The organism is Bradyrhizobium sp. USDA 3397 (genome assembly GCF_054060965.1).
The window spans coordinates 3,140,843-3,165,025 of sequence record NZ_JBSSDS010000001.1 but is presented as its reverse complement, the minus strand read 5'-3'; the positions used below and the strand labels follow the sequence as shown (position 1 = coordinate 3,165,025).

Below are 24,183 nucleotides of genomic sequence, written 5' to 3'. Positions count from 1 at the left end.
GGTCAATTTTCTAAGCAGTAAGTTGTCGTCCGGTGGAGGGCGCTGCAGCTTCCTCGCCTTGAACAATGTTGCGAACCTTCAACGGACGGCACGGATTCCCGGCGCAAATGTGCCAAGCGGGCAAGTCTTTCGTGACGAGGGAACGAGCACCGACCACAACGCCATCTGCTATATTGACGCCGGGGAGAACCATACACTCTGCAGAAATCCAACTGTGATCTCCGATCGAGATCGGAGCTGTCACCAACGGTCTCAATAGGCTCGTCACGTCATGTGAGCCGGCGCACAAGAAGCTGCGCTGGCTTACGGCCACCTTCGAACCGATCGATATCTTTGCCATTGTGTAGCAATCGACATGGTCACCTAAAACGGAATAATGTCCCATCTCGAGATTCCATGGAGCCCAAACAAAGCAGGAGGGAGCTATCAACGATCCCTCACCTATCTTGGCTCCGAACATTCGGAGAAGTGTTCTTCTCCATCCGTTCAGAAAACCCCGAGGAGTTGGCCGGAACACGACCGTCCAAACGATGTTCCACACTAGCCTGCGTAGCTTGAGGCTACGAGGCATTGTATCGCGATACTTGTATCGCTCCCAGGTCGTCATTTTACTGTCGCGGAGATCTGGTGCCGCAGGTAGTCTTCACCGACCCGCTTCAACTCGAGAAGCTTACCAGCGCATCCTTCCCAGTCGATGGGCTCGTTAATCAACTTCTTTACCGCCGCCGGATCATCGCCAGACACGAGCCTAGATCCTAATCCAAGCTCTTGTAGCAGGTTCATCGCTCGATCGTTCGCAGGCGATTTGCTGCCGGGCAGTGCAACCACAACGAAGGGCTTTCTTAAGAGCACGCTGAAGACAACGCCATGAAATGAGTTGGTCACGACGAACTTCGCGTCGCGCATGGCAGCCAGCCACTCGACAGGGGACGAGTAGATCGTGGTGCCGATCTCGCGCCAACGACGATGCGGATTGTATGGAGATTTGATGCCGCAACCGTGCTCGTTGCTGACTAGGGTGGCTACGCTCCGGATCTTTGTCCCTGTGCGCAGAGCATAGCAGAAGACATAACTCTCGCGCGAAACCGGAACATTCTCATACAGCGCACTGAAGTCGGCCAAGAGTATTGTAGGATCGGGAGCGCGATTGGGTTTGCGGCCCAGGATCTTGACTACGAAGTCTTCGCCGCTCTTTTCTCGAACCGAGATCGCATCAAGAGCGCTGAGGTACTCCAGGAACTGGGGTTCTGCTGCATCTCCGGCCAGATTTCGACCGAAGCTTGCTGCGTAGGATATGCGTCTCGTGGACTTAACCAAGGAGGGGAAATAAGCGAAGTAGGTGGGGTCTAGTCCCCGCTGCGCAGACGGACTCCAAATTTGGTCGCTTCCACAAATGATCAGATCGAAACGTCCTTCCATTGAATTTAAGAAGAATTCGACGTCTACCTTTGTGCGTAGGGGGGCGCCCTTCACACCCAGCATGTTTCTTCTGAACTCCTCAAACAAAAGATCTTGTCTTCTATTTCCAAAAAGAAGGCGACGTAACGCTGATAATTTGAGGAAGGCAATTTTCGCATTTGCCTTGAACGTCCTGAGATCGGCGCCAAGGATGAATGCTCCGCCTTGCTCGACATGTGTCGGATGATAGTTGATGAACTCTGCTGCGAAACCTGATCGCAAAAGCCATTCCCTCAGCCCATAGGCTTGCATTAGCGCGCCGTAATTGTCGCTGAAGTGAAAGGTAAGGATGCCAATCCGCAACTTTGGTCGCGCGGATGGATCCTCCGTGTACGTCTCAACCTGGTCCAAATGCCTGCTCGTCCCTGTCTTGCCGAGGTGTTGCGCTAATAAGCTGAGCGCTGACCAAATCCGATTAGCAATGTGCGGATCGCAATTGAGACGTCCAGCCACAAGCCCCAGTTATTGATGTACCACAGGTCATACTCCACGCGCTTCTGCATCAGGTCGAGCGTGCGGGTTTCCCCGCGATAACCATTAACCTGGGCCCAGCCGGTGATGCCGGGCTTGACGTGGTGGCGGAAGGCGTAGTTGCCGATGATCTGCTCATATTCGGTGTTGTGGGCGGCCGCGTGCGGGCGGGGGCCGACCAGCGACATGTCGCCCTTGAGCACGTTGAGGAGCTGCGGCAGCTCGTCGATCGAGGTCTTGCGCAGCCATTTGCCGATCGGGGTGACGCGCGGGTCGTTCTTCTCCGCCTGCCTGATCGTCGGGCCGTCCTCAAGCACGCGCATGGTTCGAAACTTGAAGATCTTGAACGCGCGCCCACCAAAGCCGTGGCGGGTCTGGCGGAAGAACACCGGCCCCGGCGAGGTCAGCTTGATCAGGAGCGCGGTCACCAGCATCACCGGCGCGAACACGAACAGCGCCAGGCTGGCGCCGGCAAGGTCCAGCGCGCGCTTGAGCGCGCGTTCGCGCCAGGTGAGCGGGGCGCGGCGCAGCTCGGCGGTGAAGGTATTGCCGGTGCCGACAAGCGGATATCGCAGGAAACGCGCCGTGTTGGGGTCCGGCACCAGATGCACGGGGAGGGGGAGGATCTTCAGCACGTCCAGGATGCTGTCGATCGCATGCCGCCGGCTCCAGTTGATCAGCAGGAAGACGTGCTCGATCCGGTGCTCGCGCGCGTAAGCGATCAGCTCCTCGAAGCGCGGCGCGAGCGAAGACAGCAGCAGCGGCGAAGCCAGCTCCTTGGTCGGGATCTCCATCAGCCGCAACAGGCGGTAGCCGTGCCGACCGAGCTCGTCGACCGCGTTGGACGAGGTGGCAAGGCCGAACTCGGCGATCAGAAGCGCCCGTCCGTTGGCGAAGGCGCCGGTGCGCAAGGCATGCGCGGTCCAGCGCGCCGCCACGGTCTTCCAGGCGAGCAGGGCGGCGAGGCCGACCAGATAGAACGAGATCGTGGTGCCACGGGAGAACTCGTCGCTGACCTTCATCGTGAAGGCGATGGCCAGCAACGCGCCGAACAGCCCGGTCCACGTCGTCAGCGTCATCCGCAACGTGCGGGGCAGGTTAGTGACCGTCTTCAGGCGATAACCCTGCTGAACGATCGTCAGCAGGATGAAGTTGAGCGCGACCAGCATGCTCGCCGCCGCATAGACATCCACCTTGCCGAGCGTGTCCGTGGTCACGACGTGATAGCCGACCGTGCAGCCGATTCCGCTGATCAAGATCAGTCCCGCATCGACCACGGCCAGCAGGCGCTCCACAACCACAGGCCGCAACCAGCTTCGCGAAAACCCTCCAGATGTCGCGGCGGGCTGCTCGACCACGCGAATTTCCGCAGCAGAATCAGGAACGGGCACCGGTCGAGTCGAAAGAATTGTCATCCTGCCAAACCCATTGACGCAAATTCATTTACCCGAATAGGCCGTGCTATCGGGCAATATCGCTGTTAAAACAAGGAGAAGGAAAAATTAACCTTACCTCACAAGCTGTATTGTAGCCCATCTCGCCTCGACTGATATGCTGAATTTCACAACCGGTTAGGAAGTCCTCGTTGCCTCGCATCCAGTCCCGGCGGCGGACCCGGCCGAGAGGAAAGTGGTTTCTCGCCATCGGGCTTGCGGCCCTCGCTTTGGTGGGAAGCGTGCTTCTCCTGCTTCGTCCCGACACCGCCTCCATGCCAACCCCGATAGCTTCCAGGGCCGCCGCGGCCAAGCTCTTCCTGGACGGGCCATATGGCGCACGGTTCGCCGGCGAAATCTCCGCGTCGAGGCAGGGATATTTCTCCTCCCGAATTGAGGTGTTGGCCCATCCGGAAGACCCCGACTTCGTTCAAACCATCGCACGCCAACATGCCATAGGCGTGACGAGCGGCCAGAGGTTCTTGCTGGCGAGCTGGCGCGGCGTCCCCGTGACCGCCTTCGCAGCAAGCTTCCTCGATACCTCCGTCGCGATTTTCATGCTCGAAAGCTCGGGCTTGCGGCGGCCGGCTGATCTGGTCGGAAAACGGGTTGGCTACCGCAGGGCGAGTGAAGGAGACGTCGTCTTTGACGCCATGATGGCGCAGCTCGGGCTTCCCCGAAGCCAGATCACCAAGCTCCCAGACCGCGGCAGCTTCGAAGCCCTGGAGGCCGGCGAGGTGGATGCGATCATCGCCGCCATCGACGAGCAGCCTGATCCCTCCAATCCGACCTTCGTGAAGCTGAACGTCATCAAACCGCAGGACTACGGCATCCACGTCCCGGGCTTGGTCTATTTCGCAAGCAATGATCTCATCCATGACCGGCCGTCCCTGATCGCCGACGTGCTCCAAGGCATCATTCGAGGATGGCAATTTGCCTATCGGGACTATGCACAGAGCGTGCCCGTTCTTGCCGGTTCAACCGGGCTACCAACCGAGCGGCTGAAATTTGAGCTGCAGCAGCAGCGCTCGCTGGTGCTGCCGACCGGCGGCCGCATCGGCGACTACGACGAAAGTCGCTGGCGGACGCTTCGGGACATCCTCCTGTTCGCCAAGCTCGGCGAGGAAGACGTGCCTTTGGCCCGGGCGGTCACCTACCAGTTCGTCCGGGACGTTTACCGCCGTTCACCCGACCTCGCTGCTCCCGGCGCCTGGAGCGAGGAAAAATAGGACCAAGAAGCCACACTTGCGCGCCATATCGTCCCAAAAGGCCCTGGGCCGCGCCGGCATCAGTTGCATTTCCGCCGGTGGCTTTGGTAAAGTTCGGTTCACTATTTGGGCTAGTCGCGGAGTGGCTGACCATCACTTTGGTCGGCGCGGTCTGACAAGCGCGAGTCGGGGATCAATCCGCAGGGCGAGGAGCTTTTTGGATGTTCAAGACCTTCATGCGGGCAGGGCTTTTGGCCGCAACTGTTACCTGCTGTGCAGCGAGCGGGGCGAACGCCGCAATGCAGATGCCGGCGCCGGCAGCCATACTCACCGGCGAGAGCCAAGTGACGCCTGTTACGTTCTGGGCGCAGCCGTATCCATATCGGTATGTACCATGGCGCCGTTGCCCGTTGGTGCGCGTCGAGACGCCGTATGGGTGGTACATGGACCGGGTTTGTGCGCCTGTCGGGCCCGTTCTGCGCCGGGCGTACTGAGGTTGAAGTAAACCAAACGGCGGCTGCCGTTTTTCAACGGTCCTTCAAGGCAGTCGCACAGCTGATGCGGCTGCCTTGCTCTTTTTTGTTTCATTGTGTGCTGATCATTTGTGCGCGCAACGCAGGTTCACCATGAATATCTTTGTCAGGCCGGCACAGGCTGTCGCATGGTGAAGATTGTGTTAGCAGGTTGGCGCGGCTGCATCGGCAGCGTGATTGCGTAATGTGATCGGATCACCGGATCTTGCAAGAGTAATGGTGATCCGGCCAACCGGATACTGATAGAGGATAACGATGACAGGGGTTTCAACCTGCGATCTCACGGGCAAACGTGTCTTCGTCGCGGGTCACCGCGGCATGGTGGGATCAGCTGTCGTCCGCAGGCTTGCGTCAGAGAACTGCACCGTGCTGACGGCCGACCGGCGTGAGCTGGACCTGACAAAGGAAGAGCCCACGCTAAAGTGGCTCGAGGCCAATCGCCCGGACGTCGTAGTTCATGCCGCGGCAAAGGTCGGCGGTATCGCAGCCAACAATAATTTCCCGGTCGACTTTCTCTGCGACAACCTTGCGCTGGAATTGAGCGTGATTCGGGCAAGTCACGCGGTTGGTGTGCGGCGCCTGCTGTTCCTCGGCTCGTCCTGCATCTATCCAAAGCACGCCAAGCAGCCGATCGCTGAAAGCGAATTGTTGACAGGACCGCTCGAGCCGACGAACGAGTGGTATGCGATCGCCAAGATTGCCGGCCTCAAGATGTGCCAGGCGTATCGTCGGCAATATGGCGACGATTTCATCTCGGTGATGCCGACCAATCTCTACGGCCGCGGCGACAATTATCATCCGGACCATAGTCATGTGCCGGCCGCATTGATCCGACGTTTCCACGAAGCCAAGCTCGCCAATGCACCTAGCGTTTCGGTGTGGGGCACCGGCACGCCGCTCCGCGAATTCCTCAATGTCGATGATTTTGCGGATGCCTGCGTTTTCCTTCTGAAGAACTATTCGAGTGACCAGCCGATCAATGTCGGCACGGGCGACGAATTGTCGATTGCCGAATTCGCCACCACAGTCGCGGAGGTGGTGGGCTACGGGGGCAAGCTCGCGTTCGATACATCCAAGCCTGACGGGACACCACGCAAGCTGCTGGATAGCTCGAGAATCCGAGCACTTGGTTGGCAGCCGAAAGTTGCCTTGCAGACCGGCCTTGCAGCCGCCTACGCAGATTATCTTCATGGCTACGGACGTCATCTGGAAGTCGGCGCAACGCGCTGAGTAGACTAGTTAGATTGCTAGAGATTTTTTTTCTGAAGTTTGAATTGGGGCGGGCTTTATGCGTGTTCTCTTGGTCGGCATCAATTATGCTCCCGATCTGATCGGTGTGGCGAAATACAACGCCGAGCTCTGCGAAAGTCTGGCAGCCGAGGGCCATGAAGTCAAAGTGATTACGGCGCCGCCCTATTACCCCGCCTGGAAGATCCCCCCTGCATTCAAATCGTCTTACTTCAGATCGAGAGATGTCAACGGTGTTCGAGTAACGCGTACGCCGATTTATGTGCCCGGACATCCCTCTGGCGTCAGACGGCTGGTTCATCACGCTTCTTTCGCACTCACGAGTTCGGCCCCGGTTCTTCTTGAGGCGCTGTCCTGGCGGCCCGACGTCATGATCGCTGTCGCGCCATCGCTGATGTCGGCAGCCTTCGTCTCTTTCGTCGCTCGTCGCGTCGGCGCCAAATCATGGCTTCACGTGCAGGATTTCGAGGTGGATGCGGCATTCGATCTTGGTTTGCTGCGCAATCCTTCTCTGCGAAAATGGATGCTTCGAATCGAAGCGGCGATCCTCAAATCGTTCGACAACGTTTCAACCATCTCTCAAGCGATGGTGGAGCGGTTGAGGATCAAGGGACTGCGGCCCGAAAAAACCGCGGAAGTGAGAAACTGGATCGACACCACTGCGATCTGCCCGGGGTCTCGAGCGACCAAATACCGTCAACAGCTGAACCTGGCTGAGGGCGATATCGTTGGACTGTATTCCGGCACGATGTCCAACAAGCAGGGCCTTGAGCTCGTGATCGAAGCTGCGATTGGCCTGGAGCGAAGTCATCCGCATATCCACTTCATTCTTGCAGGCGAAGGGCCTCACAAGATGAGGCTCGAGCAGCTTGCGGCCGGGCATCGCAATATCCATTTCCTGGGGCTCCAGCCCAATGACAGCTTCAATCAATTGATGGCCACGGCCGATTTCCATCTGATTCCGCAGAAGGCCGAGGCCGCCGATCTCGTGTTGCCCTCGAAGCTCGGTGCGATCTTCGCATCCGCTCGGCCGGTCATTGCGATGGCCGAAGAAGGCACCGGCCTCGCGGCGGAAGTCACGAATGCGGGCCTCGTGATTCCACCGGGAGATTCGTCGGCTCTCGAGCTTGCAATTTGCCAGCTCAGCGACGCGCCCGCCCTGCGCGAGCACTACGGCGAAGAAGGAAGAAGGCGAGCTCTTGATCGCTGGGATCGACGCACGATCGTCCACCGGTGGTCGGAGGCCATGACAGGGCAGGGCAATGCGACAGGGCAGACGAGTGCCAGCCCGACGGGCGCTGCCAACGATATTGGGCTTCCTGTGGAGGATGCCGTTCGGTCGCCCTGAGGCATTCGACAGCAGTTGGATACGGTCCTAAAAGAATGAGCGCCGCAATGGGCGCTCATTTGCTTGCTTGAGTTGCTTGGTAGCTGATCTATGAGAACTACTCGTGGCGCGGATAATATCTAAACCCGTGCTGCTTGATGAGCTCGTCGCGCTTTGCGGACTCGAGATCTTCCTTCATCATTTCTCGAACCAGGCTTTCGAACGACGTCTTGGGCTCCCAGCCAAGTTTCTGCTTGGCCTTTGATGGGTCACCAAGAAGCGTCGCGACCTCAGTGGGGCGGAAATAACGGGGGTCGACCGATACGACACACTTGCCGGTCTTGGCGTCATATCCCTTTTCTTCGACGCCGCTTCCATCCCAGCGGACCGTCATACCGACTTCGTTGGCAGCGACATTGACAAAATCTCGGACCGAATGTTGCACGCCAGTAGCGATCACGAAATCCTCGGGCTTGTCCTGCTGCAGCATCAGCCATTGCATTTCGACGTAGTCGCGCGCGTGTCCCCAATCGCGCAAGGCATCCAGATTACCCAGATAAAGCCTTTCCTGCAGTCCCAAGTGGATGCGCGCCAAAGCACGCGTGATCTTTCTGGTCACGAAGGTCTCGCCGCGGACCGGAGATTCGTGGTTGAAGAGGATGCCGTTGCAGGCATACATCCCATAGGCTTCGCGGTAATTGACCGTGATCCAGTAGGCATAGAGCTTGGCGACCGCGTATGGTGAACGCGGATAGAACGGCGTGGTCTCCTTCTGCGGGATCTCCTGGACCAATCCGTAAAGCTCGGATGTTGACGCTTGATAGAAGCGCGCCTTCCTTTCCAAGCCGGTAATACGCATGGCCTCGAGGATGCGCAGGGTGCCGAGACCGTCGGAATTGGCTGTGTATTCGGGCTCTTCGAACGAAACGGCAACGTGGCTCTGTGCCGCGAGATTATAGATTTCGTCTGGCTGCACTTGGCCAACGATGCGGATCAGGCTCGAGGAATCCGTCAGATCGCCGTAGTGAAGCCGGAAGGGCGGGTCGGGCTCGTGCGGGTCGAGATAAAGATGATCAATGCGGTCCGTATTGAAGAGGGAGGTCCGGCGCTTGATGCCGTGAACCTCGTATCCCTTCTGCAGAAGCAGTTCGGCCAAATAGGCGCCGTCCTGCCCGGTGACGCCCGTAATAAGTGCTCGTTTCTTTGTCATAATAATCTCTAGGTTCGGTAGGCCGTTCGTACTCGAAAACGAAGAGAATAGGGAGATGGGCTGGGTCAAAAAAGCAAGCTTAGATTAACAGCGTTGAGGTCTGCGCAATAGGCAACAGAGTCCTGCTAAGGCTATTTCGAATTTGTGTTCCCAACGGTGAAATTCTGGCTTTATGAATGTTGTACGATTTGTGAATTGAATCTGGCCTGGAGCTTCAGATCTTGGACAAACGCATAATCCCCCTGATCATGTGCGGCGGTGCCGGCACGCGGCTGTGGCCCGCCTCGCGCGAAGTGCGCCCCAAGCAGTTCCTGCCGCTGTTCGGCACGCGCTCGACGTTCCAGGACACGCTGCTGCGCGTGTCCGACGCTGCCCTGTTCGACCGGCCAATCGTCATCACCAACGCCTCCTACCGCTTCATGGTGCTGGAGCAGCTCGCCGAGATCGGCATCGAGGCCGACGTGATCCTCGAGCCGATGCGGCGCGATTCCGGCCCTGCCATCGCCGCCGGCGCGGTGTTCGCGCAGAACCGCGCCAGCGAGGCGATCGTGCTCGCGCTCGCCGCCGATCACGTCGTGCAGAATAATGCCGCCTTCGTCGCCGCTTGCCGCGAGGGCCTCACCGCCGCGAATGCCGGGCGCATCGTCACCTTCGGCGTCAAGCCGGAGCGGCCGGCGACCGAATATGGCTACATCAATCCGGGCGAGGTGATCGCGGGCGAGGTGCAGGCGGTTGCGCGCTTCGTCGAGAAGCCGGATGCGGTGAAGGCCTCCGACTACGTCAATTCGGGCTATCTCTGGAACAGCGGCAACTTCATGTTCCCGGCGAGCGTGCTGCTGGACGAATACCGCAAGGTCGATGCGGCAAGCGTCGAGGCCGTCACCAATGCGGTCAACAATGCCGGCCGCGATCTCGGCTTCGTCACGCTGGAGCCCGAGGCGTTCGGCGCGGCCAAGGCGATCTCGATCGACTATGCGGTGATGGAGAAGACCTCGCGCGCCGCCGTCGTGCCGGTGTCGTGCGGCTGGTCCGACGTCGGCTCCTGGCATGCGGTATGGGAGCTGTCGGAGAAGGACGCGCAGGGCAATGCCGCGCACGGCACCGCCGTGTTCGAGGATTCCCGCAACTGCAACGTCACCACGGACTCCGCGTTGGTCGCGCTCGAAGGCGTCGACGATCTCGTCGTGGTCGCGACCGCGGACGCGGTGCTGGTCTCGCGGCAGAAGGATGCCAACGGGCTGAAGCGCCTGGTGACGAAATTGAAATCGGTCGCGCCGAAGGTCACCGAGGAGCATCTCAAGGTGCACCGGCCCTGGGGCAGCTATCAGTCGGTCGACAATGGCGAGCGCCACCAGGTCAAGCGCATCGTGGTGAAGCCGGGCGGGCGGCTGTCGCTGCAGAAGCACCATCATCGTGCCGAGCACTGGATCGTGGTCCGCGGCACGGCGCAGGTCACCGTCAACGAGACCGTGAAGACGGTGCACGAGAACGAGTCGATCTACATCCCGATGGGCGCCGTCCACCGGATGGAGAATCCCGGCAAGATCCAGCTGGAGCTGATCGAGGTCCAGACCGGCTCCTATCTCGGGGAAGACGACATCATCCGGATTGAAGACGACTATCAAAGAACCTAAGCAACACCCGAAGCGCGCATTGCGATGATCGGCGCGGGTATGGGAGAGGACTGGTGTCCGGCGACTCCTTCGCGGATTTCGGTCACCATGTGATCTGCGTCGACAACGACGAGAAGGGGATCGCGGCGAGATCCTGATCTACTAACCCGGGCTCGACGAGCTCGTGGCGAACAATGCCAAAGCCAAGCAATGAATTTCACGACTGATCTGACCAAGCCGATCGCAGCGGCGGATGCAGTGTTCATCGCGGTTCGCACGCTCTGCCGCCGCCATGCCGGTATGCCTATCTGCCTACCTCTACGCCAGACAATGAGATCGCGCAGTCGTACACGGGCGTCACCCTGGTGGTAACGACATAACGACTTCTGTAGCGTCTTGCTACTCGTGTGCTCCCAAACTTCGTCCGTGATTGATAACGAAAGACTCAATGACTGCGGCCAAGCTCTTGAGCTCCCTTCGGGTGTTAGCTCGTCTGCAATCTGATGGAGGGAGATCAGTCAATCTGAGTTACGTACTTTAGTAAAAATGCGCCGACGCGAGGGCACTTTGAGGCGGACAACTTCAAATAAGATGGATTTATCGGCCGTGAGGGACAACGCCCATTGATCGCCATGCCGATTGCGTCGTAGATGGGGAGCGGGCTGGAGGCGAGCCGAAGGAACGGCTGATGCCAACGACTCTCCAAGAACAACTGGACCAGGTTGAACGCGACCTAAAGTTATACATGGAGTTTGATGCCAACGAGAAAGATCGTTTCAATCGCGAGTCTTACCTCTGGACTGCAGAGGATCGCATCGAGTGGCAGGAAATACAATGTGACAACGCTCAACGAATCCGAGAACTGCGGGAGGAGCGTGACAGCTTGCGCAGTCGACTTGGCCTATGAATCGATGATGGGATCGTTGCCGTAGATCGCAAGCGCGAAAGATCGCCGCTTCGATATTTCCCTCAAGAACTCGAATGCCCATCCCGAAGCTATCGGTTCGCAGAAACCGAAAATTGGCTCGCGTTTTCCTGCTTGCGATTTTCGGAACTTCAGTGGTTTGGGATCGGTGCTCGTGATCTTGTGAGTTCGAATAACTCACACCGCCTGCTTCGGAGCCCAAGGCTCGGCATCGACTGGCTCGTTTGCCGACGGCATCACCGGCTCGACAATATCTGTCTGATCATCGCAACCCTTCGCAGCGCGCTGCGCATCGAAGCGCCAGGTCATTAGGCGCAGATTGCACAAGAGTTGGCCTGGCGTCTCTCAAAGTCTTCAGAGGCTCAGCAAGCTGCGCCTGCGCCGAGCAGCCGCACGAGATGGCGAGTCCTTGATTTCTAATTTTGCTGGTCGCACTTTCAGAAATGCGGTTGAATGTATTCATACAGCGGATCGTTTGACGGTTTTTTTCATGACGAACAGCGTTGATGACGTGCGTTACGATGCATTGGTGCTGGGCGCTGGCATCAGCGGCTTGGTGGCCACATCGATCTTGCTCCGCGACGGCGCCCGCAATGTCATTGTCATCGACGAGTACGCGCAGAGCGGTGGAAATCACATCGATTGCAAGATCGGTGACTACACGTTCGACGTCGGCAGTTACATCTTTCAGGATGATTCCCCATTATTGGCGCACTTTCCCGAGTTGTTGCCGCTCTACATTGAGATCCACCCCTCGTGGGGGCGTCTCACCCCGCAAGGCGCAGTAAGCCACTATCCGCTATCGATTGCGGATGATCTGCTTTCAGCTGGTCCGATGGAGTGGCTTAGGATGGCGGGCTCGGTCGCTTTTGCCCGAACGTTCCGCCGCAAGATCCGGAGCGCTAAGGACTTTGCAACGTTCTGGATCGGAGAGCGGTTATTGGAGCGCACAGGACTCGGCTTCTATTTGAGCCGGTTCTACGGATTTCCGGCCCACCAGGTCGACGTCAAGTTTGCCGAGAAGAGAATGCTTTGGATCAAAGAGCATGCGACGTTACGAAATCACGTTGCGCGGCGCGTTGCGGCGCGCCCCCGACGCGCCCACCAATCGACAACTTGTACGACCGCGGGAGGGCTTCGCATTTCTTTATCAGAATGCAGTGGAGCGGCTCGAAGCTCGAGGCGCACGCTTCGTCCTGGGGGCCAAAATAACTGGCGTTGAAAGGAACAATGGCGACTTTTCAATTGTGCTGGCAAACGAGCGCGCGATTTCCGGCCGCCGCCTGGTCTCCACCGTTCCGCTCGCGCGCATCCAGGATTTGTGCGGCTTGCAAACCCAGCGAGAGCTGAAAACTGTCACGTTGCTGACGCTGTTCTATAGCTTTTCCGGTAAGCGGGGCTTTACGCAATCAATCTTGTACAATTTTTCAAGAGAAGGTGCCTGGAAGCGCCTCACAATGCACTCCGACTTCTACGGCAAGTGCCATGGCCGAGAATTCTTCTCGGTTGAAATCAATGCCGAGCATGTGGCGCACGATAGGGATAAGGCAGATTGTGATTTTAGAACTCATACCTGCGACAACGGTTTGTTTATCGGCGACCTTCGGCTTGAGGGCGCGCATGCGCTTGACAATGCCTATCCCATCTACACCGATCAGGCCGACGAGCGCGCCGAAAAGGCGGTGGCCGCACTGCGCCAGTTGGGAATCGAATCGATTGGGCGGCAGGGTCGATTTGACTATCAACCCACCGCCCGCGACTCCACGTTGAAAGCAGAAGCCGCACTTCGTTCGGATTAGCCAGGTGAGACCTGGTCTAGATCAGATGCGAGCGCGCCCTAGACTTCATCAGGTAGATTGCCACCCTTTGTGCAGGGCCTGTTGAAGACGCGGTGAACGTGTGCTGGGGCAACAAAGTAGCCTTCGAAGCGGGGAATGGGCGTCGCTCAGCGGCGGTCGAGCAGGGTGGGCGTGCGGGCGGTGGGCTCATGCGCCATCTTCCTGACCGCGCCAATGAGGCCGCGCAAGCGACCGCAGTTCCTGCAAAAGACTGGTGTGTCATCGAGGGCTCCGTCAGCACACTCAAACGTGACCGCCAAGGTCGCGCAGTTCGAGCAAACGGATTCGAAAGCTGTGGCCTGCGTGGAGCTTGCTCTCATCATCATCCCTCAATGGTACCATCGATCTCGAAACTCGAGCATGTGGCAACTGCTTAAAGTCGGGTCCCCATCGAGCGGCGATCAAATCTTCGGTTCAAATGGTTTGCTGCACTCGCAGAGCGTATCAGACCTCCTATTCAGAGATGTCCGCTCGGGGCGCCGAGTCAGGTTTCAATATGCTGCATCCTCGAATACGGCCGGGATGGTCGCCAGCATGATCTTTGCGTCCAGCATGATGGACCAATTGCGCGCGTAGAACGCATCGCAGGCAACGCGCCGGCGGTAGGTGGTTGTGCTGCGACCGCTCACTTGCCAAAGGCCGGTGATGCCAGGACGGCAGGCGAGGTAGGCGTCGATCTTGTACGCGTACCGCGCCAGTTCTTCTTCAGTGACAGGCCGAGGACCGACGATGCTCATGTCACCTCGAATGACATTGAACAACTGAGGCAATTCGTCGAGGCTGGATCGACGTAGCGCTGCGCCCAGCGGCGTGACGCGAGGGTCTGCGCGTAGCTTGCGAGCGGCCTTCCACTCGGCAGCGGCCGCAGGATCCGACTCCAACAACCGTTGCAGCCGCTCCGCTGCGTCAGGCGCCATGGTGCGGAACTTCAGACAGTCGAAGGTCTGACCATTAAAGCCCACCCGTCTGTGACGGAACAGCAGCGGTCCTGGCGAAAACAAGATCAGGGCCAAACAACAGAGCAACAGCAAAGGAGAAAACAGCAGAATGCCAAAAGCCGCTAATACAAGATCAATCGATCTCTTTACGCCTGTACCCACGGGACGCGGTGCCACGTGGGCGGGAAAACGTCTCTTCGCGGAAATGAAAGGCAACTCGCCGCGTGTATCGACCACATTGGCCATTGCGGGAACTCCATAAAACAAAATACCTAGAAAGCCTTCGAGCTCGTCCCCTCTTTTCTTTCGGTCTCATTCCCCCAATGCGAGCAGATTAAATTCTGACGCGGTGCAAAATTAATACAAGTTTAAAGTTTCGGCAGAGCCAGCGGATTTTTTCAGCGTCGTATGAATTAGCTCGTGATGACTTTGCGATTTTGAGAAAAGGCGGCAACGGCGCCTCTAGCTTCCTTCAGTTCTGATAATAGGAGTAGCGCCGATCGGAATAACCCTCAAAGCGACGCATAAACGCTTCATCAGTTTTGTTGAGAACGGTGCCAAGCAATCGCTCCGAAACAAGCGGCGATGACTGGATTGCCTTGAGGACCTCGTTGGTGGACGTGCCCCATTCAACCACCATCACAAAAGCGTCAAACAGGCTTGCGACCGCTCTGACGTCAGCGATGGGCAAGATCGGCGGCAAATCGCAAATGATGTAGTCGTAATCCTCGCGAGCTCGCTCCAGTCCCAGCCTGACCGATGACGCACAAAGCACATCCGAGCTGTTCGAGGGCGGTGCCCCGGATGGCGAGGGGACGACATCGAAGTTGAAATTGAGGTCGTTGATGATGACGTCTTTGAGACGCAACCGATCGACCACCATCCGTTGCAGCCCCAACCGGCGCTCGTAGCCAAGCATTTTGGATAAGGCCGGTTTACGCAGATCGGAATCAATCAGAAGCGTGCGGGCTCCGCTTCTGGCAAGAAATGCGGCAAGCGCCGCGGTGGCGGTTGTCTTCCCTTCACCAGGAAGGGCCGACGTAATGCCGATCACTTTTGGCTTTGCCGGATGCAGGTCGATGGCAACCTTGATGTAACGCAACGCCTCGGCCGTGGCCGAAAAAGGAGCGGCTTGGTTGATTCGATGGAAGGCACTCGCGTGACCGCCGCGCCATCGCGTCCGGAGCCTTGAAACAGCTGGGAACGCGGCCAGGCAGGGCGTGCTCAACAGCTTCTCGAGCTGGTCCCGTGTGTGGACCCTCCGGTACATGAATTGCTCTCGGGCTATTGCGGCGAGCGTGCCCAGGCCGAGTCCGCACATTGCTGCGAAAGCCAAGGCGAGTGCGAGCTTGGGCGAGCTTGGCTTTGCAGGTGCCGACGCTTCCGTTACCACGCGGGCCTCTGTCGACGGAAACGATTGCTGTTGCACCGACTGGGTGAATCGAGACAGGAAGGCCTCGTAGATGCCGCGATAGGTGTTCGCGCCGGTTTCCAGCTCCCGCAAGTGAACCTGAGCTTGCCGCGTCGCCCCGGATTGCTGGAAGATCTCGATCATTCGCCTATCGATCGCCTCCTCCTGCGACTTCGCAATCTGGAGTTCGCTCTTATAGCTCTCCGCGATACGGGAGATTTCATCCCACATCGACCGTTGCAGCGCTGCCATTTCGGATCGCAGATTCCTGGCGGCCTCATGCTCGGCCCCATAGCGCGCGCTCCATTCGGCTTGCTTGTTTTGGTTCTCCAGGTATTTCTGACGTAGCTTGGTAATCACCGGACTGTTAAGCGCATCCGTGACAACCGGATCTGGGATCGTGAAGTTCTCCTTCTCGGGTCGTTGTTCGAGAATGCGTTGTATACGCTCGAGCTTGGCGCGAGCTTGGCTGGTGTCGGCGCGAGCTTTGGCCAGTGCGACGCCGAGCTGATCGAGCTCAACCTCGCTCGCCAATTTGCCTTCGACGCCAATGATAATGCCGTTTTCGGCCTTGAAGTCCTGCACGGCTTTGTAGGCATTGCTGGCCTGCTGACGGAGTTCGCTGATCCGCTGTTCCAACCAAACGCTGGCGCGTCGGGTAGCCTCGTACTTTGCCTGCAGCCGGTATTCGATATAGGCATCGGCGAAAGCATTGGCGATCCGTGCAGCCTTGTCCGGGTCAAGCGAAGTATAGGCGATCTGCTCGACGTAGCTGCGGCCCAAACGGGTGACGCGCAGATTGTCCTTGAGAACGCCAAGCGCGCGTCGCTCCAGCTCGGCAGACGAAGGCCTTTCTTCGGACGGTTTCGTTAGCCGCAACCATCGGGCCAAGCGGCTTGTGATTGCATTGCCCGAGGCGACGAACTCTGGATCATCCGTGAGATGCAACTTGTTTATGACCGCTTTGCCGACCTTTTCGGACCTGGTGGTCTCGATCTCACTCTCCACAACAGCGTCGTCTACGCCTTGATGTTCCTGGGCATTCTCACTTCGTGGCGAAGTAATTCCCTTGGTATCAACGAACATGTCAGCCTGCGCCGTGAACTTGCGAGGCGCCATCCCGACGTAGAGCGAGCCAAGCGCCAACGAGGCGGCCGTCATCAAGGCAACAAGACGCCATTCGCGACGTAAGAAGTCGCGTAGCAGAAGCAGAGATCTTGCCTGATCAGGGGCGGCTTCTGTCGCCGTCGCGTAGGGCCGAAATTCGCCGGCGATGTTCATTCCACGCCCTCAACTCAACTCGTTTTATGAACGCGTACAGTCCAAAAGGAGCGGCTCGCATCTGCTCGCGCAAACAAGAATTGGCATTTAAACAAAAAGCAGTATCGCCCATTAAATTGATGTTACAGAGCCCAAATGCCGTGCAGGCTGTGCTCAAGAAACAGTCAATTGAGGGTTGAGCTCATGCCGAGCGCTTCCTTGCTTTGCTGTCTCCGATCTGGCGCGTTGGGCGAAAAGGAAATCGATATGCGAACGCATTTTGCGGATGAATGGCTCGCGGCCAAACTGCTGGGCGTGAGCAACGATAGCCTCGGGCTCAAAGGTCATTCGCTCGAATCGGGCAATGCTATTGCTGATGGCATCAATGGTCTGCTCGTCGAAGAAGAGACCAGTCAGGTCGTTTGCGACTGTTTCGGTAGCGCCCCCCCGCCCGAAAGCGATCACCGGACGTCCGCTCGCCATGGCCTCTACCGGGACCATGCCGAAGTCTTCTTCTCCCGGGAAGATGAGCGCGCGACAGCGCGCGTAATGGTGCTTGAGTGCCTCGAACGGCTGCGGTCCGAGCACGGAAACGGTCGGGCCGGCGAGGCGGCGAATCTCGGATAACATCTCGCCGCCGCCGATGACCACCAGCTTCAGTTTCAATTCGTTGAACGCGCGTACCGCAAGGTCGGGCCGCTTGTAGGACACGAGTTCGCCGGCCATCAGATAGTAGTCGCCGAGTTCGGAGGAGGGGCACGGCGAGAATGCTGCAGTATCCACTGGAGGATGAATCACGTTGGCGTTGAGACCGTAGTAGCGACGGATACGGCCGGCGACGGTTGCGGAATTGGCAACGAAGCTATCGACCCGTGCGGCGGAAGCGACATCCCACAGTCTTAGATAGTGCGCAAGCGAGGGCATGGCCAGGCGCGCGAGCGAACCGGCGCTGGCTCGGTAATCGTGAAACATATTCCAGATGTAGCGCATGGGTGTGTGGCAATAGCAGACGTGGAGGGCGTGAGGAGGAGCAATGACGCCTTTTGCCGGTCCGGATTCGCTGCTGAGAATCAGATCATAGTCGCGCAAATCTAGCTGCTCCAGAGCGAGCGGCATGAGCGGGAGATAGGTCTTGTACATGCGTGGAGCGCGCGGTAGCCGATTGATAAAGGTCGAAACAACGCGGTGTTTGCGAATAGTTTCGGAGACCATCTCCGGAACATAGACGTGCGTATAGATGTCCGCCTCGGGATACATCTCGCAAAGAGCTTCGAGGACTTTCTCGCCTCCGCGCATCCCCACAAGCCAATAGTGAATGATCGCGACTTTCATGCAGTCAATCCTTCCCGAATTGATCAAAGATGCGCTGTGATTGCGCATTGGGATCGAGCGGACATCTATGCTTCAGCGTGGTAGGACTTCAGGGGCAGGCGGACAGCCTTCGGCCGGACCAGGCCCGCGCCCGTACACGTGGACATAGTCGATCAACAGCGTGGAAGGATTGGGTGTCTGATCGATCGGCCAACCACCGCCGAGGGCAAGGTTCACAAGAGGGTAGAGTGGACCGTCGAGTTCAGGTGGGGTGGGTTGGCTCCAGACCGGGGTCCTGTCGAAGAAGAACACAACGGCTTGCGGCGAGATATCTACGCCGAAAGTGTGGAAGTCTTGCACGAGCGCATCGTTCGGTACCGTGACCTTGTGCGCCTCGCCACGGGTCTTGTGCGGTTGCTTGTACCAGATGTGCGTGGCGGCCTGATAAGCGGATGTGAACTGCCCATAATACTCGATGACATCGAGTTCGACGTTTCCTTCCGTCACCGTGGCGGGCTTCAGAGCGGCAAGCCAGAATGCCGGCCACGTTCCCGGACCGGGCGGCATCTTCATACGTGCTTCGAAATAGCCGTACCGGGTTCCGGTCCCGGCGCCGGAAGCATCGGCTGCCGCCAGAAGACCCGACGTCCACTTGCCGTTCCGATCCTTTGAAGCGGTGATGGCGAGAACTCCGTCTTCCACCTTGAATGGCCCCCTCGGTCCCGGATTGGCAAATGCCGCGTCGCCGAAATCGCCCGACCAAGGGGTGTGTGCGGTCCAACGGGCAGCGCCCAGGCGGGTCGCTGAGACACTGAGGTCGTTGAAGTCTTCAAGCAAGACGGGATGAAGTTCACAGGATGCAGGCTGCTCGGCTGCGATCGCAGAACCGAGTGAAATCCCGACCGTGAGCACGACCGACGTGGCTGCCCAGGTCGGGCGTCTTGTTGCATGCCCCTTCTCGGTCATCTCGCTCTCCTTGATCCTGCATCGTGCACTTCGACCATCACACCGCCCCTGCGCGGCTGCTGACCCGAACACCAAAGCCGTACAGCGCGCCGACATACACACTGGCGCCGAACAGAGAGATCACTCCCAGTTCGAAAAAGGCAGCCAGCTGGATTTCAGGCAGCTTGTATCGCAGGCCCATCACCAGAAGGGTCATCACCGCAGATGCGGCGGCGATTGGCCAAAGATTGGCCGCCTCCGACGCGACGCTTGTTCCGACCAGTTGCCGGGCTCCCATCAAGGAGAGAACGAACATGATGAACGAAACCGCGGCTCGTGCCGCGACCACGCCTGCAATCGAATAGAAGTAGAAGCCAAAACACATCAGAACGATCTTGGCGCACAGCTCGACCAGGGTGAGGCGAAACACCAGATGGGTTCGATTGGTGGCCAGCGCCAACGAATGCAGGGGCTGATAGAACGCGCTGAGGACGGTCGACAATGCGAGCCACCGCAAGTAGAGTCCAGCCTCGCCCCACTGGGGCCCCAGCAAGACTTCGGCGATCAAGTCCGCGGTCAACGACATTCCGATGCAAGCCGGCGCGGCAAGTGACATCGTGAGCCGGGACGCCTTCGAATAGGCATGACGGAGCCGGTCCTGGTTCTGGTTGATCTGCGACAGTGCGGCCATGAGAGGCTGCATCGCCGGGCCGATCAGGCTCTGGGTTGGCATCACCGATAGATCGCTCGCCATCGTATATTGACCCAACGTGGCCTTGCTCGAGGAATAGCCGAGTAGGATTCGATCAAACTGCCAGCTCAGCGCGATGATGATCTGAGCGCCACTCAGCCAACCCAGAAAAGCCGAGAACTCCCGAAACTTCGACAGCGAGAGGTTTGGTCTGTAAGGGGCCAACAGGTACGACATCGATGTGGCGGCCAAGGACGCTGCGATGCCGCTGGCGACGATGGCCCAGTACCCAGCGCCAAGTTTGACTGCTGTCGCTGCAATGATCGCTGCGGCAAGTTTGCCAAAGATCTCGGCAACAAAGACTGGCCTGAAAGCCAGGCTGCGGGTGTGCTCGACCATTCCAGGGCTATACAGGCTGCGAGCCAAGGGTCCGATGGCGCTCACGATGATCAAGCTGGCCAAGCGGGAATCCTGGTAAATCTGAGCAAAGGGCCACGCCACGAGCAAAAGCACCAATGTCAAGGCGATGCCTCTGAGAGCGCTCAAGGTGAAGGCAGTGTCCAAGTGCGACTTCGTTACGCTTGGCAAGCGCGTCAGAGCCTGCAGCGTTGGTACCTCGAGCACCATGTCCGCGATGATCGTTACGGTAGCGGCGAGGGCGGTGAGGCCGAAATCAGCGGGCGTCAGGATGCGTGCGAGGACCAGAAGCGTGACGAAATCGATAGCCCGGGCTGTTAGCCTGGACGACACAGTCCAAGCGGCGCCCAAGAGGGTTTTGCGGGCAAGCACGACTCAATGCCTGCACGTTGCGACGACGCATTGCCTGGTCGCCGATGCGGAAAGAGTGCCGGCTCGCGCGGCTTCATGAGGCAGTGGCGTCATCGCGAGTGCCTGTGCTTGGAGATAGTGGTCGCGGGCCCGAGCTCTTGTCGCTCGGTATGATGGTCGCTGCGCGCTCGGGTTCAAGACGGCCTCTCAGAACGTCGGCGAAACCGAGCACGTTACCGCGAAGCCGGCCCCGCCGGTCGATGAAAGGTTCAGGTCTGGCGGCGCGCGCCAGGTTGATGGCGACGTTCCGAAAGATCTGCATGGTTGCCTGCCGAGGCGTCATCGTGCCTTTGCGCAGCAGGTAGATTGGATTGACCACTTGGGAATAGCCCAGGCGATCTCCGGCAACACGACCCGCCTTCAGTCCCATATGCACGCCTCGGGCGCGGGGGGATTTGATCAGGCGGCCGCCTCGCTTTGCGAGCGCTGCGCCAAAATCCCGGTCTTCCTGCCACCCATAGAGGACGAGCCGCTCATCAAAGGTAATGTTGCCGATCGCAGACATGCGGAAAGCCATGTTGCAGCCGTACGGGCTGAATGGTTCGATGCGCGGTGCTTCGGGCGACAGCGTGCCTTCCGTCAAGATGCGCCGCGCTTCATCAAAGCTGAGACCCGGTCCGAGGATGCCGTCAGCATAAAGATAACCAGTGAAGCCGACGACCTCTGGTTCGTCTCGAAATGTTTGCGCGGCCGCGGCCAACCAATCGGGATCCGCCAGAAAATCATCGTCGAAGAACACGATCACGTCGGCCTCATTACTGAGCGCGGCCAACGCGGTATTTCGCTGAGCCGGCAAGCCGCCGGGGCCGGTGACAAGCCGAACGCCGGGCAGCTTGGCGGCATCGCCCGCATCTTCAAGGTTGACGCAAGACACGATGACGGCGTCCGGCTTGAGGGTTTGGGTTTGCAGCAAGTGAGTCAGGGTTGCCGTCACCGTTTCGGGTCGTCCTCGTGTTGCGATTGCCACTGCCACCCTGGGCATGCGTCCAACGGTGGTCTCAGGTCTTCTCAGAGCCGATGTAGGCTCTTCCATCAGCTCGACATATCCAGCCGCGGTGCGCGCCCAAGAAAACATCTTGATCCGCTCGCGGCCACGTCCGACCAGTTCATCGCGCAGATCGCCGGATGTCGAGAGCTGCCGAATGCATTGAACCCAGCGTCGTGGATCGTCGGGGGGGGCGAGCAAAGCGGCATCGCCACATACTTCGCTCATGCTGGCGCGATCCGAGGCAATGACGGGACAACCACGCGCCATGGCTTCGATGATCGGAAGTCCGAAACCTTCTGTCCATGATGGAAAGATCAAGCACAAGGCGCGATCCATAAGATAGGCGAGATCGTCATCTGTGACGCGGCCGAGGAGGGTTAAGTCGTATGCGTCCGTTAAAGGTTCAGGGGAAAATATGTCCGCCCCGGCACCGGCGACGATCACGCCGATGTTCATAGCGGCGAGCTCCGGGGCGATCGTGCTAACCAGCTGCAGGTTCTTATGCGGAGCGCGCGATCCGAGCGCCAGCACGAACCGGGTGCCGGCCGCAACCTGGCAATCCTTGCGCGCAAGGCTCGGGTCCCAGGCCAAGGCGTGCTCGTGTCCATTTGGAAGCACCGCAATGTCCGCGGCGCGTAGCGGCAGGTGCCGGGCCAGTTGTCGGGCCGAATAGGCTGAAACGGTGGTGATCCTTGCAGCGCGCTTTGCCAACAGCGGTTGCAGCACGCGATAGGTCGCGCGAAACGCTGGTCGATAGCTCTCCGGTGCGTCGAACACGTTGGCGTCGTGAATACACACGACCTGATCCGGTTTGACGGCCGGCGCTGTGTTGCCGAGATTGAGCAACGGTCCGGGCCACCGCCCGGGAAGAACCAATTGCTCCCAGAGGTGCCCGCCGAGCGGCCCCGCCGTAATGAGCGGCATGGCCTGAAGCCGAGGATCGGGGGCGGCCGCGGGGGCAATGATCGGAACGCTTGCGCCGGACCCGACGAGTGCCTGATTCATTGCCGCCGTGACGCCCTGGGCGTAGCGCTGCACGCCGCTCGTGGGCTGAGTCAGATAGCGGCCATTGACGGCAAAATTGCTGGAGGCATTCATGCTTTGGCTCCCGATGGTTCGGACGGCGTGAGCAACACTCCTTCGAGGTGATCCCGCGGTGAAGCGCAAGCCAGCGCGGCGAGGGCGTAAAACAGCAGACCTTGCTCCACGGATGGAGCTGCCAACGTGTCGCCAATGATGAGAGCAAAACATGCATTGCGCGCGGCTAGGCGAGCGTCGGTCTCATAAGCCCGCGGACCATTCAATGGTGCGAACAGGGCTGTTGCCGCAAAAAGGAGGTAGAAGGCAGTTCCCGGAATACCAACGTTGGCAAGCAGTGCGATCGGAAAACTCGATGTGCGGATGGTTCCGAGCCCAACGCCGAAACCAAAGGAGTCAAAGAAGTTCTGTAGGGCAGCCGCGTTCCACGAGCTGCGCTCGACGGCCGAGGTCGAAGAGGATTTGTTGAGAATCAACGTATCGACATAGGTACGCACCGTTTCGCTGGCTCGCTCGTCGAGGAGCACGCCCAAGATCACGATGACCAAGAGGATCGGCGTGCATAGCACGGCCGCGGAACTGAGCGGACGGTTCGGTTGAAAGCCCGATCGCCGCAGAAGTCCGGCGTAAAGGATCAAGCCGACCAGTGGAGTCCCAGCAAATCCTGTCGAGGAGGTTGACAGAACGACCAGCGCCAGCGATGCAAGCGCCATCGGGCCGGTGAGCATTGGCATCCTGCCGCTCAGAAAGAGGGTGCCGGTGAACGCGAACGCTCCGAGAGTGGCGCGCGCGAATGCGGAAGCTTCGGGAAATGAACCCACGATCCGCTTTACGCCGTTGACCTGATCATCGGCGTGCATTGTGTACCGGGCGTTCCGCATGAAATCGAGGAAACTTTGGGTGCCTGTCGCATACGTTCCGATGTCCAGCATGGCGAGCAGGACGTTTCCGGCGCAATAGCCGAGTACTGCGGCGACAACGGCGCGAAAGCCGGCATGAGTCGTTGCGATCGCGGCCGTGATCCCGAAGCAGGCAAGATCCGCTGCCATGTAGACGGACTGAGTAAAATTGCTGGACACTGGCCCAAGCGGGACGGTTGAGCCGGTGTCGGCGTATTCCGACGCGCCAAGAGGAACGATCTGCGTTGCGCCAGCCAGTAAGCGCGGCATCAGGACAGCAGAGCCGACACCAAAGATCACCAAGCACAACAGCCAGAATCCGGGTTGGCCGAAGCTCATGGCTCGCATCGCAGCGGCAGCCTCGTGGCGCCGAGCGAGCACTGCCGCCATGGCAAAACTTAAGAACAGGTGTGCCGGTTGAATGTTTGCGCCGCCGACGAGGATGGCGGCGGCCGCGCCAAACAGGGCAGTGCCCATCAGCACGCCGAAAGTGGCGCGATAACCGAGCGGCAGGCAGAGCAACCCGAGTAGGATGGTCAAAATCCCGATCGGTTCTAGCGACATGGCGCACCGCCGGGGTTTGACTCGAGTACGCTGCGACACGTCCTGA

General features: G+C 59.0%; 17 protein-coding genes and 1 pseudogene. 7 read left to right on the top strand and 11 right to left on the bottom strand.

Annotation, left to right across the window (positions count from 1 at the left end; genetic code table 11):
* Positions 1 to 10 precede the first annotated feature (10 nt).
* The 3 genes from ACVWYQ_RS14890 to ACVWYQ_RS14880 all read right to left on the bottom strand — a co-directional run bounded on the left by ACVWYQ_RS14890 (position 11) and on the right by ACVWYQ_RS14880 (position 3,230).
* Complete coding sequence (locus ACVWYQ_RS14890; RefSeq protein ID WP_456727146.1) at positions 11 to 340, bottom strand: hypothetical protein; 330 nt, start codon at positions 338 to 340, stop codon at positions 11 to 13.
* Between the two features lie 263 nt (positions 341 to 603).
* Positions 604 to 1,809 (bottom strand): polysaccharide pyruvyl transferase family protein, encoded by a 1,206-nt coding sequence (locus tag ACVWYQ_RS14885; protein WP_456725764.1) that lies wholly within the window; start codon positions 1,807 to 1,809, stop codon positions 604 to 606.
* Positions 1,810 to 1,844: 35 nt separating this feature from the next.
* The gene (locus tag ACVWYQ_RS14880) at positions 1,845 to 3,230 is read right to left on the bottom strand and encodes an undecaprenyl-phosphate glucose phosphotransferase (RefSeq protein WP_456727145.1); all 1,386 of its coding nucleotides are present in this window, start codon (positions 3,228 to 3,230) and stop codon (positions 1,845 to 1,847) included.
* A gap of 407 nt (positions 3,231 to 3,637) precedes the next feature.
* Here ACVWYQ_RS14880 and ACVWYQ_RS14875 point away from each other — a divergent pair, with 407 nt between their 5' ends.
* From ACVWYQ_RS14875 to ACVWYQ_RS14865, 3 genes are all read left to right on the top strand, one after another.
* Complete coding sequence (locus ACVWYQ_RS14875) at positions 3,638 to 4,591, top strand: ABC transporter substrate-binding protein (RefSeq protein ID WP_456727144.1); 954 nt, start codon at positions 3,638 to 3,640, stop codon at positions 4,589 to 4,591.
* A gap of 767 nt (positions 4,592 to 5,358) precedes the next feature.
* On the top strand, positions 5,359 to 6,333 hold the full coding sequence (locus ACVWYQ_RS14870) for a GDP-L-fucose synthase family protein (RefSeq protein ID WP_456725763.1): 975 nt from the start codon (positions 5,359 to 5,361) through the stop codon (positions 6,331 to 6,333).
* A 58-nt stretch (positions 6,334 to 6,391) separates the two neighbouring features.
* A complete protein-coding gene (locus tag ACVWYQ_RS14865; protein ID WP_456725762.1) occupies positions 6,392 to 7,699 on the top strand; it encodes a WcaI family glycosyltransferase in 1,308 nt (435 codons plus the stop codon).
* Between the two features lie 97 nt (positions 7,700 to 7,796).
* Here ACVWYQ_RS14865 and gmd read toward each other — a convergent pair whose 3' ends face one another.
* Positions 7,797 to 8,888 (bottom strand): GDP-mannose 4,6-dehydratase, encoded by a 1,092-nt coding sequence (gene gmd, locus ACVWYQ_RS14860; protein ID WP_456725761.1) that lies wholly within the window; start codon positions 8,886 to 8,888, stop codon positions 7,797 to 7,799.
* Positions 8,889 to 9,109: 221 nt separating this feature from the next.
* On the opposite strand from gmd, the gene ACVWYQ_RS14855 reads away from it, so the two are divergent.
* From ACVWYQ_RS14855 to ACVWYQ_RS14840, 4 genes and pseudogenes are all read left to right on the top strand, one after another.
* Complete coding sequence (locus tag ACVWYQ_RS14855; RefSeq protein WP_456725760.1) at positions 9,110 to 10,522, top strand: mannose-1-phosphate guanylyltransferase/mannose-6-phosphate isomerase; 1,413 nt, start codon at positions 9,110 to 9,112, stop codon at positions 10,520 to 10,522.
* A 24-nt stretch (positions 10,523 to 10,546) separates the two neighbouring features.
* Positions 10,547 to 10,875: pseudogene (locus ACVWYQ_RS14850) on the top strand (UDP-glucose 6-dehydrogenase); the annotation flags it as partial.
* Between the two features lie 1,041 nt (positions 10,876 to 11,916).
* Complete coding sequence (locus tag ACVWYQ_RS14845; protein WP_456725759.1) at positions 11,917 to 12,648, top strand: NAD(P)-binding protein; 732 nt, start codon at positions 11,917 to 11,919, stop codon at positions 12,646 to 12,648.
* The gene (locus ACVWYQ_RS14840; protein ID WP_456725758.1) at positions 12,587 to 13,225 is read left to right on the top strand and encodes a hypothetical protein; all 639 of its coding nucleotides are present in this window, start codon (positions 12,587 to 12,589) and stop codon (positions 13,223 to 13,225) included. Before ACVWYQ_RS14845 ends, ACVWYQ_RS14840 begins: the two co-directional genes overlap by 62 nt.
* A 530-nt stretch (positions 13,226 to 13,755) precedes the next feature.
* Here the strand turns inward: ACVWYQ_RS14840 and ACVWYQ_RS14835 are convergent.
* The 7 genes from ACVWYQ_RS14835 to ACVWYQ_RS14805 all read right to left on the bottom strand — a co-directional run bounded on the left by ACVWYQ_RS14835 (position 13,756) and on the right by ACVWYQ_RS14805 (position 24,137).
* On the bottom strand, positions 13,756 to 14,448 hold the full coding sequence (locus ACVWYQ_RS14835; protein ID WP_456725757.1) for a sugar transferase: 693 nt from the start codon (positions 14,446 to 14,448) through the stop codon (positions 13,756 to 13,758).
* Between the two features lie 226 nt (positions 14,449 to 14,674).
* On the bottom strand, positions 14,675 to 16,894 hold the full coding sequence (locus ACVWYQ_RS14830; protein WP_456725756.1) for an AAA family ATPase: 2,220 nt from the start codon (positions 16,892 to 16,894) through the stop codon (positions 14,675 to 14,677).
* A 153-nt stretch (positions 16,895 to 17,047) separates the two neighbouring features.
* Positions 17,048 to 18,205 carry a glycosyltransferase gene (locus ACVWYQ_RS14825; RefSeq protein ID WP_456725755.1) on the bottom strand — a complete coding sequence of 386 codons (1,158 nt, stop codon included), beginning with the start codon at positions 18,203 to 18,205 and terminating at the stop codon, positions 17,048 to 17,050.
* A 72-nt stretch (positions 18,206 to 18,277) separates the two neighbouring features.
* Positions 18,278 to 19,150 carry a glycoside hydrolase family 16 protein gene (locus ACVWYQ_RS14820; protein WP_275497455.1) on the bottom strand — a complete coding sequence of 291 codons (873 nt, stop codon included), beginning with the start codon at positions 19,148 to 19,150 and terminating at the stop codon, positions 18,278 to 18,280.
* A 37-nt stretch (positions 19,151 to 19,187) separates the two neighbouring features.
* Positions 19,188 to 20,609, bottom strand: coding sequence for a lipopolysaccharide biosynthesis protein (locus ACVWYQ_RS14815; protein WP_456725754.1), 1,422 nt, complete (start codon positions 20,607 to 20,609; stop codon positions 19,188 to 19,190).
* A 73-nt stretch (positions 20,610 to 20,682) separates the two neighbouring features.
* The gene (locus ACVWYQ_RS14810; RefSeq protein ID WP_456725753.1) at positions 20,683 to 22,734 is read right to left on the bottom strand and encodes a glycosyltransferase; all 2,052 of its coding nucleotides are present in this window, start codon (positions 22,732 to 22,734) and stop codon (positions 20,683 to 20,685) included.
* Positions 22,731 to 24,137, bottom strand: a complete 1,407-nt coding sequence (locus ACVWYQ_RS14805) for a hypothetical protein (protein WP_456725752.1) — start codon at positions 24,135 to 24,137, stop codon at positions 22,731 to 22,733. Before ACVWYQ_RS14805 ends, ACVWYQ_RS14810 begins: the two co-directional genes overlap by 4 nt.
* Positions 24,138 to 24,183: the final 46 nt, after the last annotated feature.

Bases quoted from the DNA above. Each gene is read 5' to 3' on its own strand.
- ACVWYQ_RS14890 (WP_456727146.1), bottom strand. From the start codon at position 340: ATGGCAAAGATATCGATCGGTTCGAAGGTGGCCGTAAGCCAGCGCAGC.
- ACVWYQ_RS14875 (WP_456727144.1), top strand. From the start codon at position 3,638: ATGCCAACCCCGATAGCTTCCAGGGCCGCCGCGGCCAAGCTCTTCCTG.
- ACVWYQ_RS14870 (WP_456725763.1), top strand. From the start codon at position 5,359: ATGACAGGGGTTTCAACCTGCGATCTCACGGGCAAACGTGTCTTCGTC.
- ACVWYQ_RS14865 (WP_456725762.1), top strand. From the start codon at position 6,392: ATGCGTGTTCTCTTGGTCGGCATCAATTATGCTCCCGATCTGATCGGT.
- gmd (WP_456725761.1), bottom strand. From the start codon at position 8,888: ATGACAAAGAAACGAGCACTTATTACGGGCGTCACCGGGCAGGACGGC.
- ACVWYQ_RS14845 (WP_456725759.1), top strand. From the start codon at position 11,917: ATGACGAACAGCGTTGATGACGTGCGTTACGATGCATTGGTGCTGGGC.
- ACVWYQ_RS14835 (WP_456725757.1), bottom strand. From the start codon at position 14,448: ATGGCCAATGTGGTCGATACACGCGGCGAGTTGCCTTTCATTTCCGCG.
- ACVWYQ_RS14830 (WP_456725756.1), bottom strand. From the start codon at position 16,894: ATGAACATCGCCGGCGAATTTCGGCCCTACGCGACGGCGACAGAAGCC.
- ACVWYQ_RS14825 (WP_456725755.1), bottom strand. From the start codon at position 18,205: ATGAAAGTCGCGATCATTCACTATTGGCTTGTGGGGATGCGCGGAGGC.
- ACVWYQ_RS14820 (WP_275497455.1), bottom strand. From the start codon at position 19,150: ATGACCGAGAAGGGGCATGCAACAAGACGCCCGACCTGGGCAGCCACG.
- ACVWYQ_RS14810 (WP_456725753.1), bottom strand. From the start codon at position 22,734: ATGAATGCCTCCAGCAATTTTGCCGTCAATGGCCGCTATCTGACTCAG.
- ACVWYQ_RS14805 (WP_456725752.1), bottom strand. From the start codon at position 24,137: ATGTCGCTAGAACCGATCGGGATTTTGACCATCCTACTCGGGTTGCTC.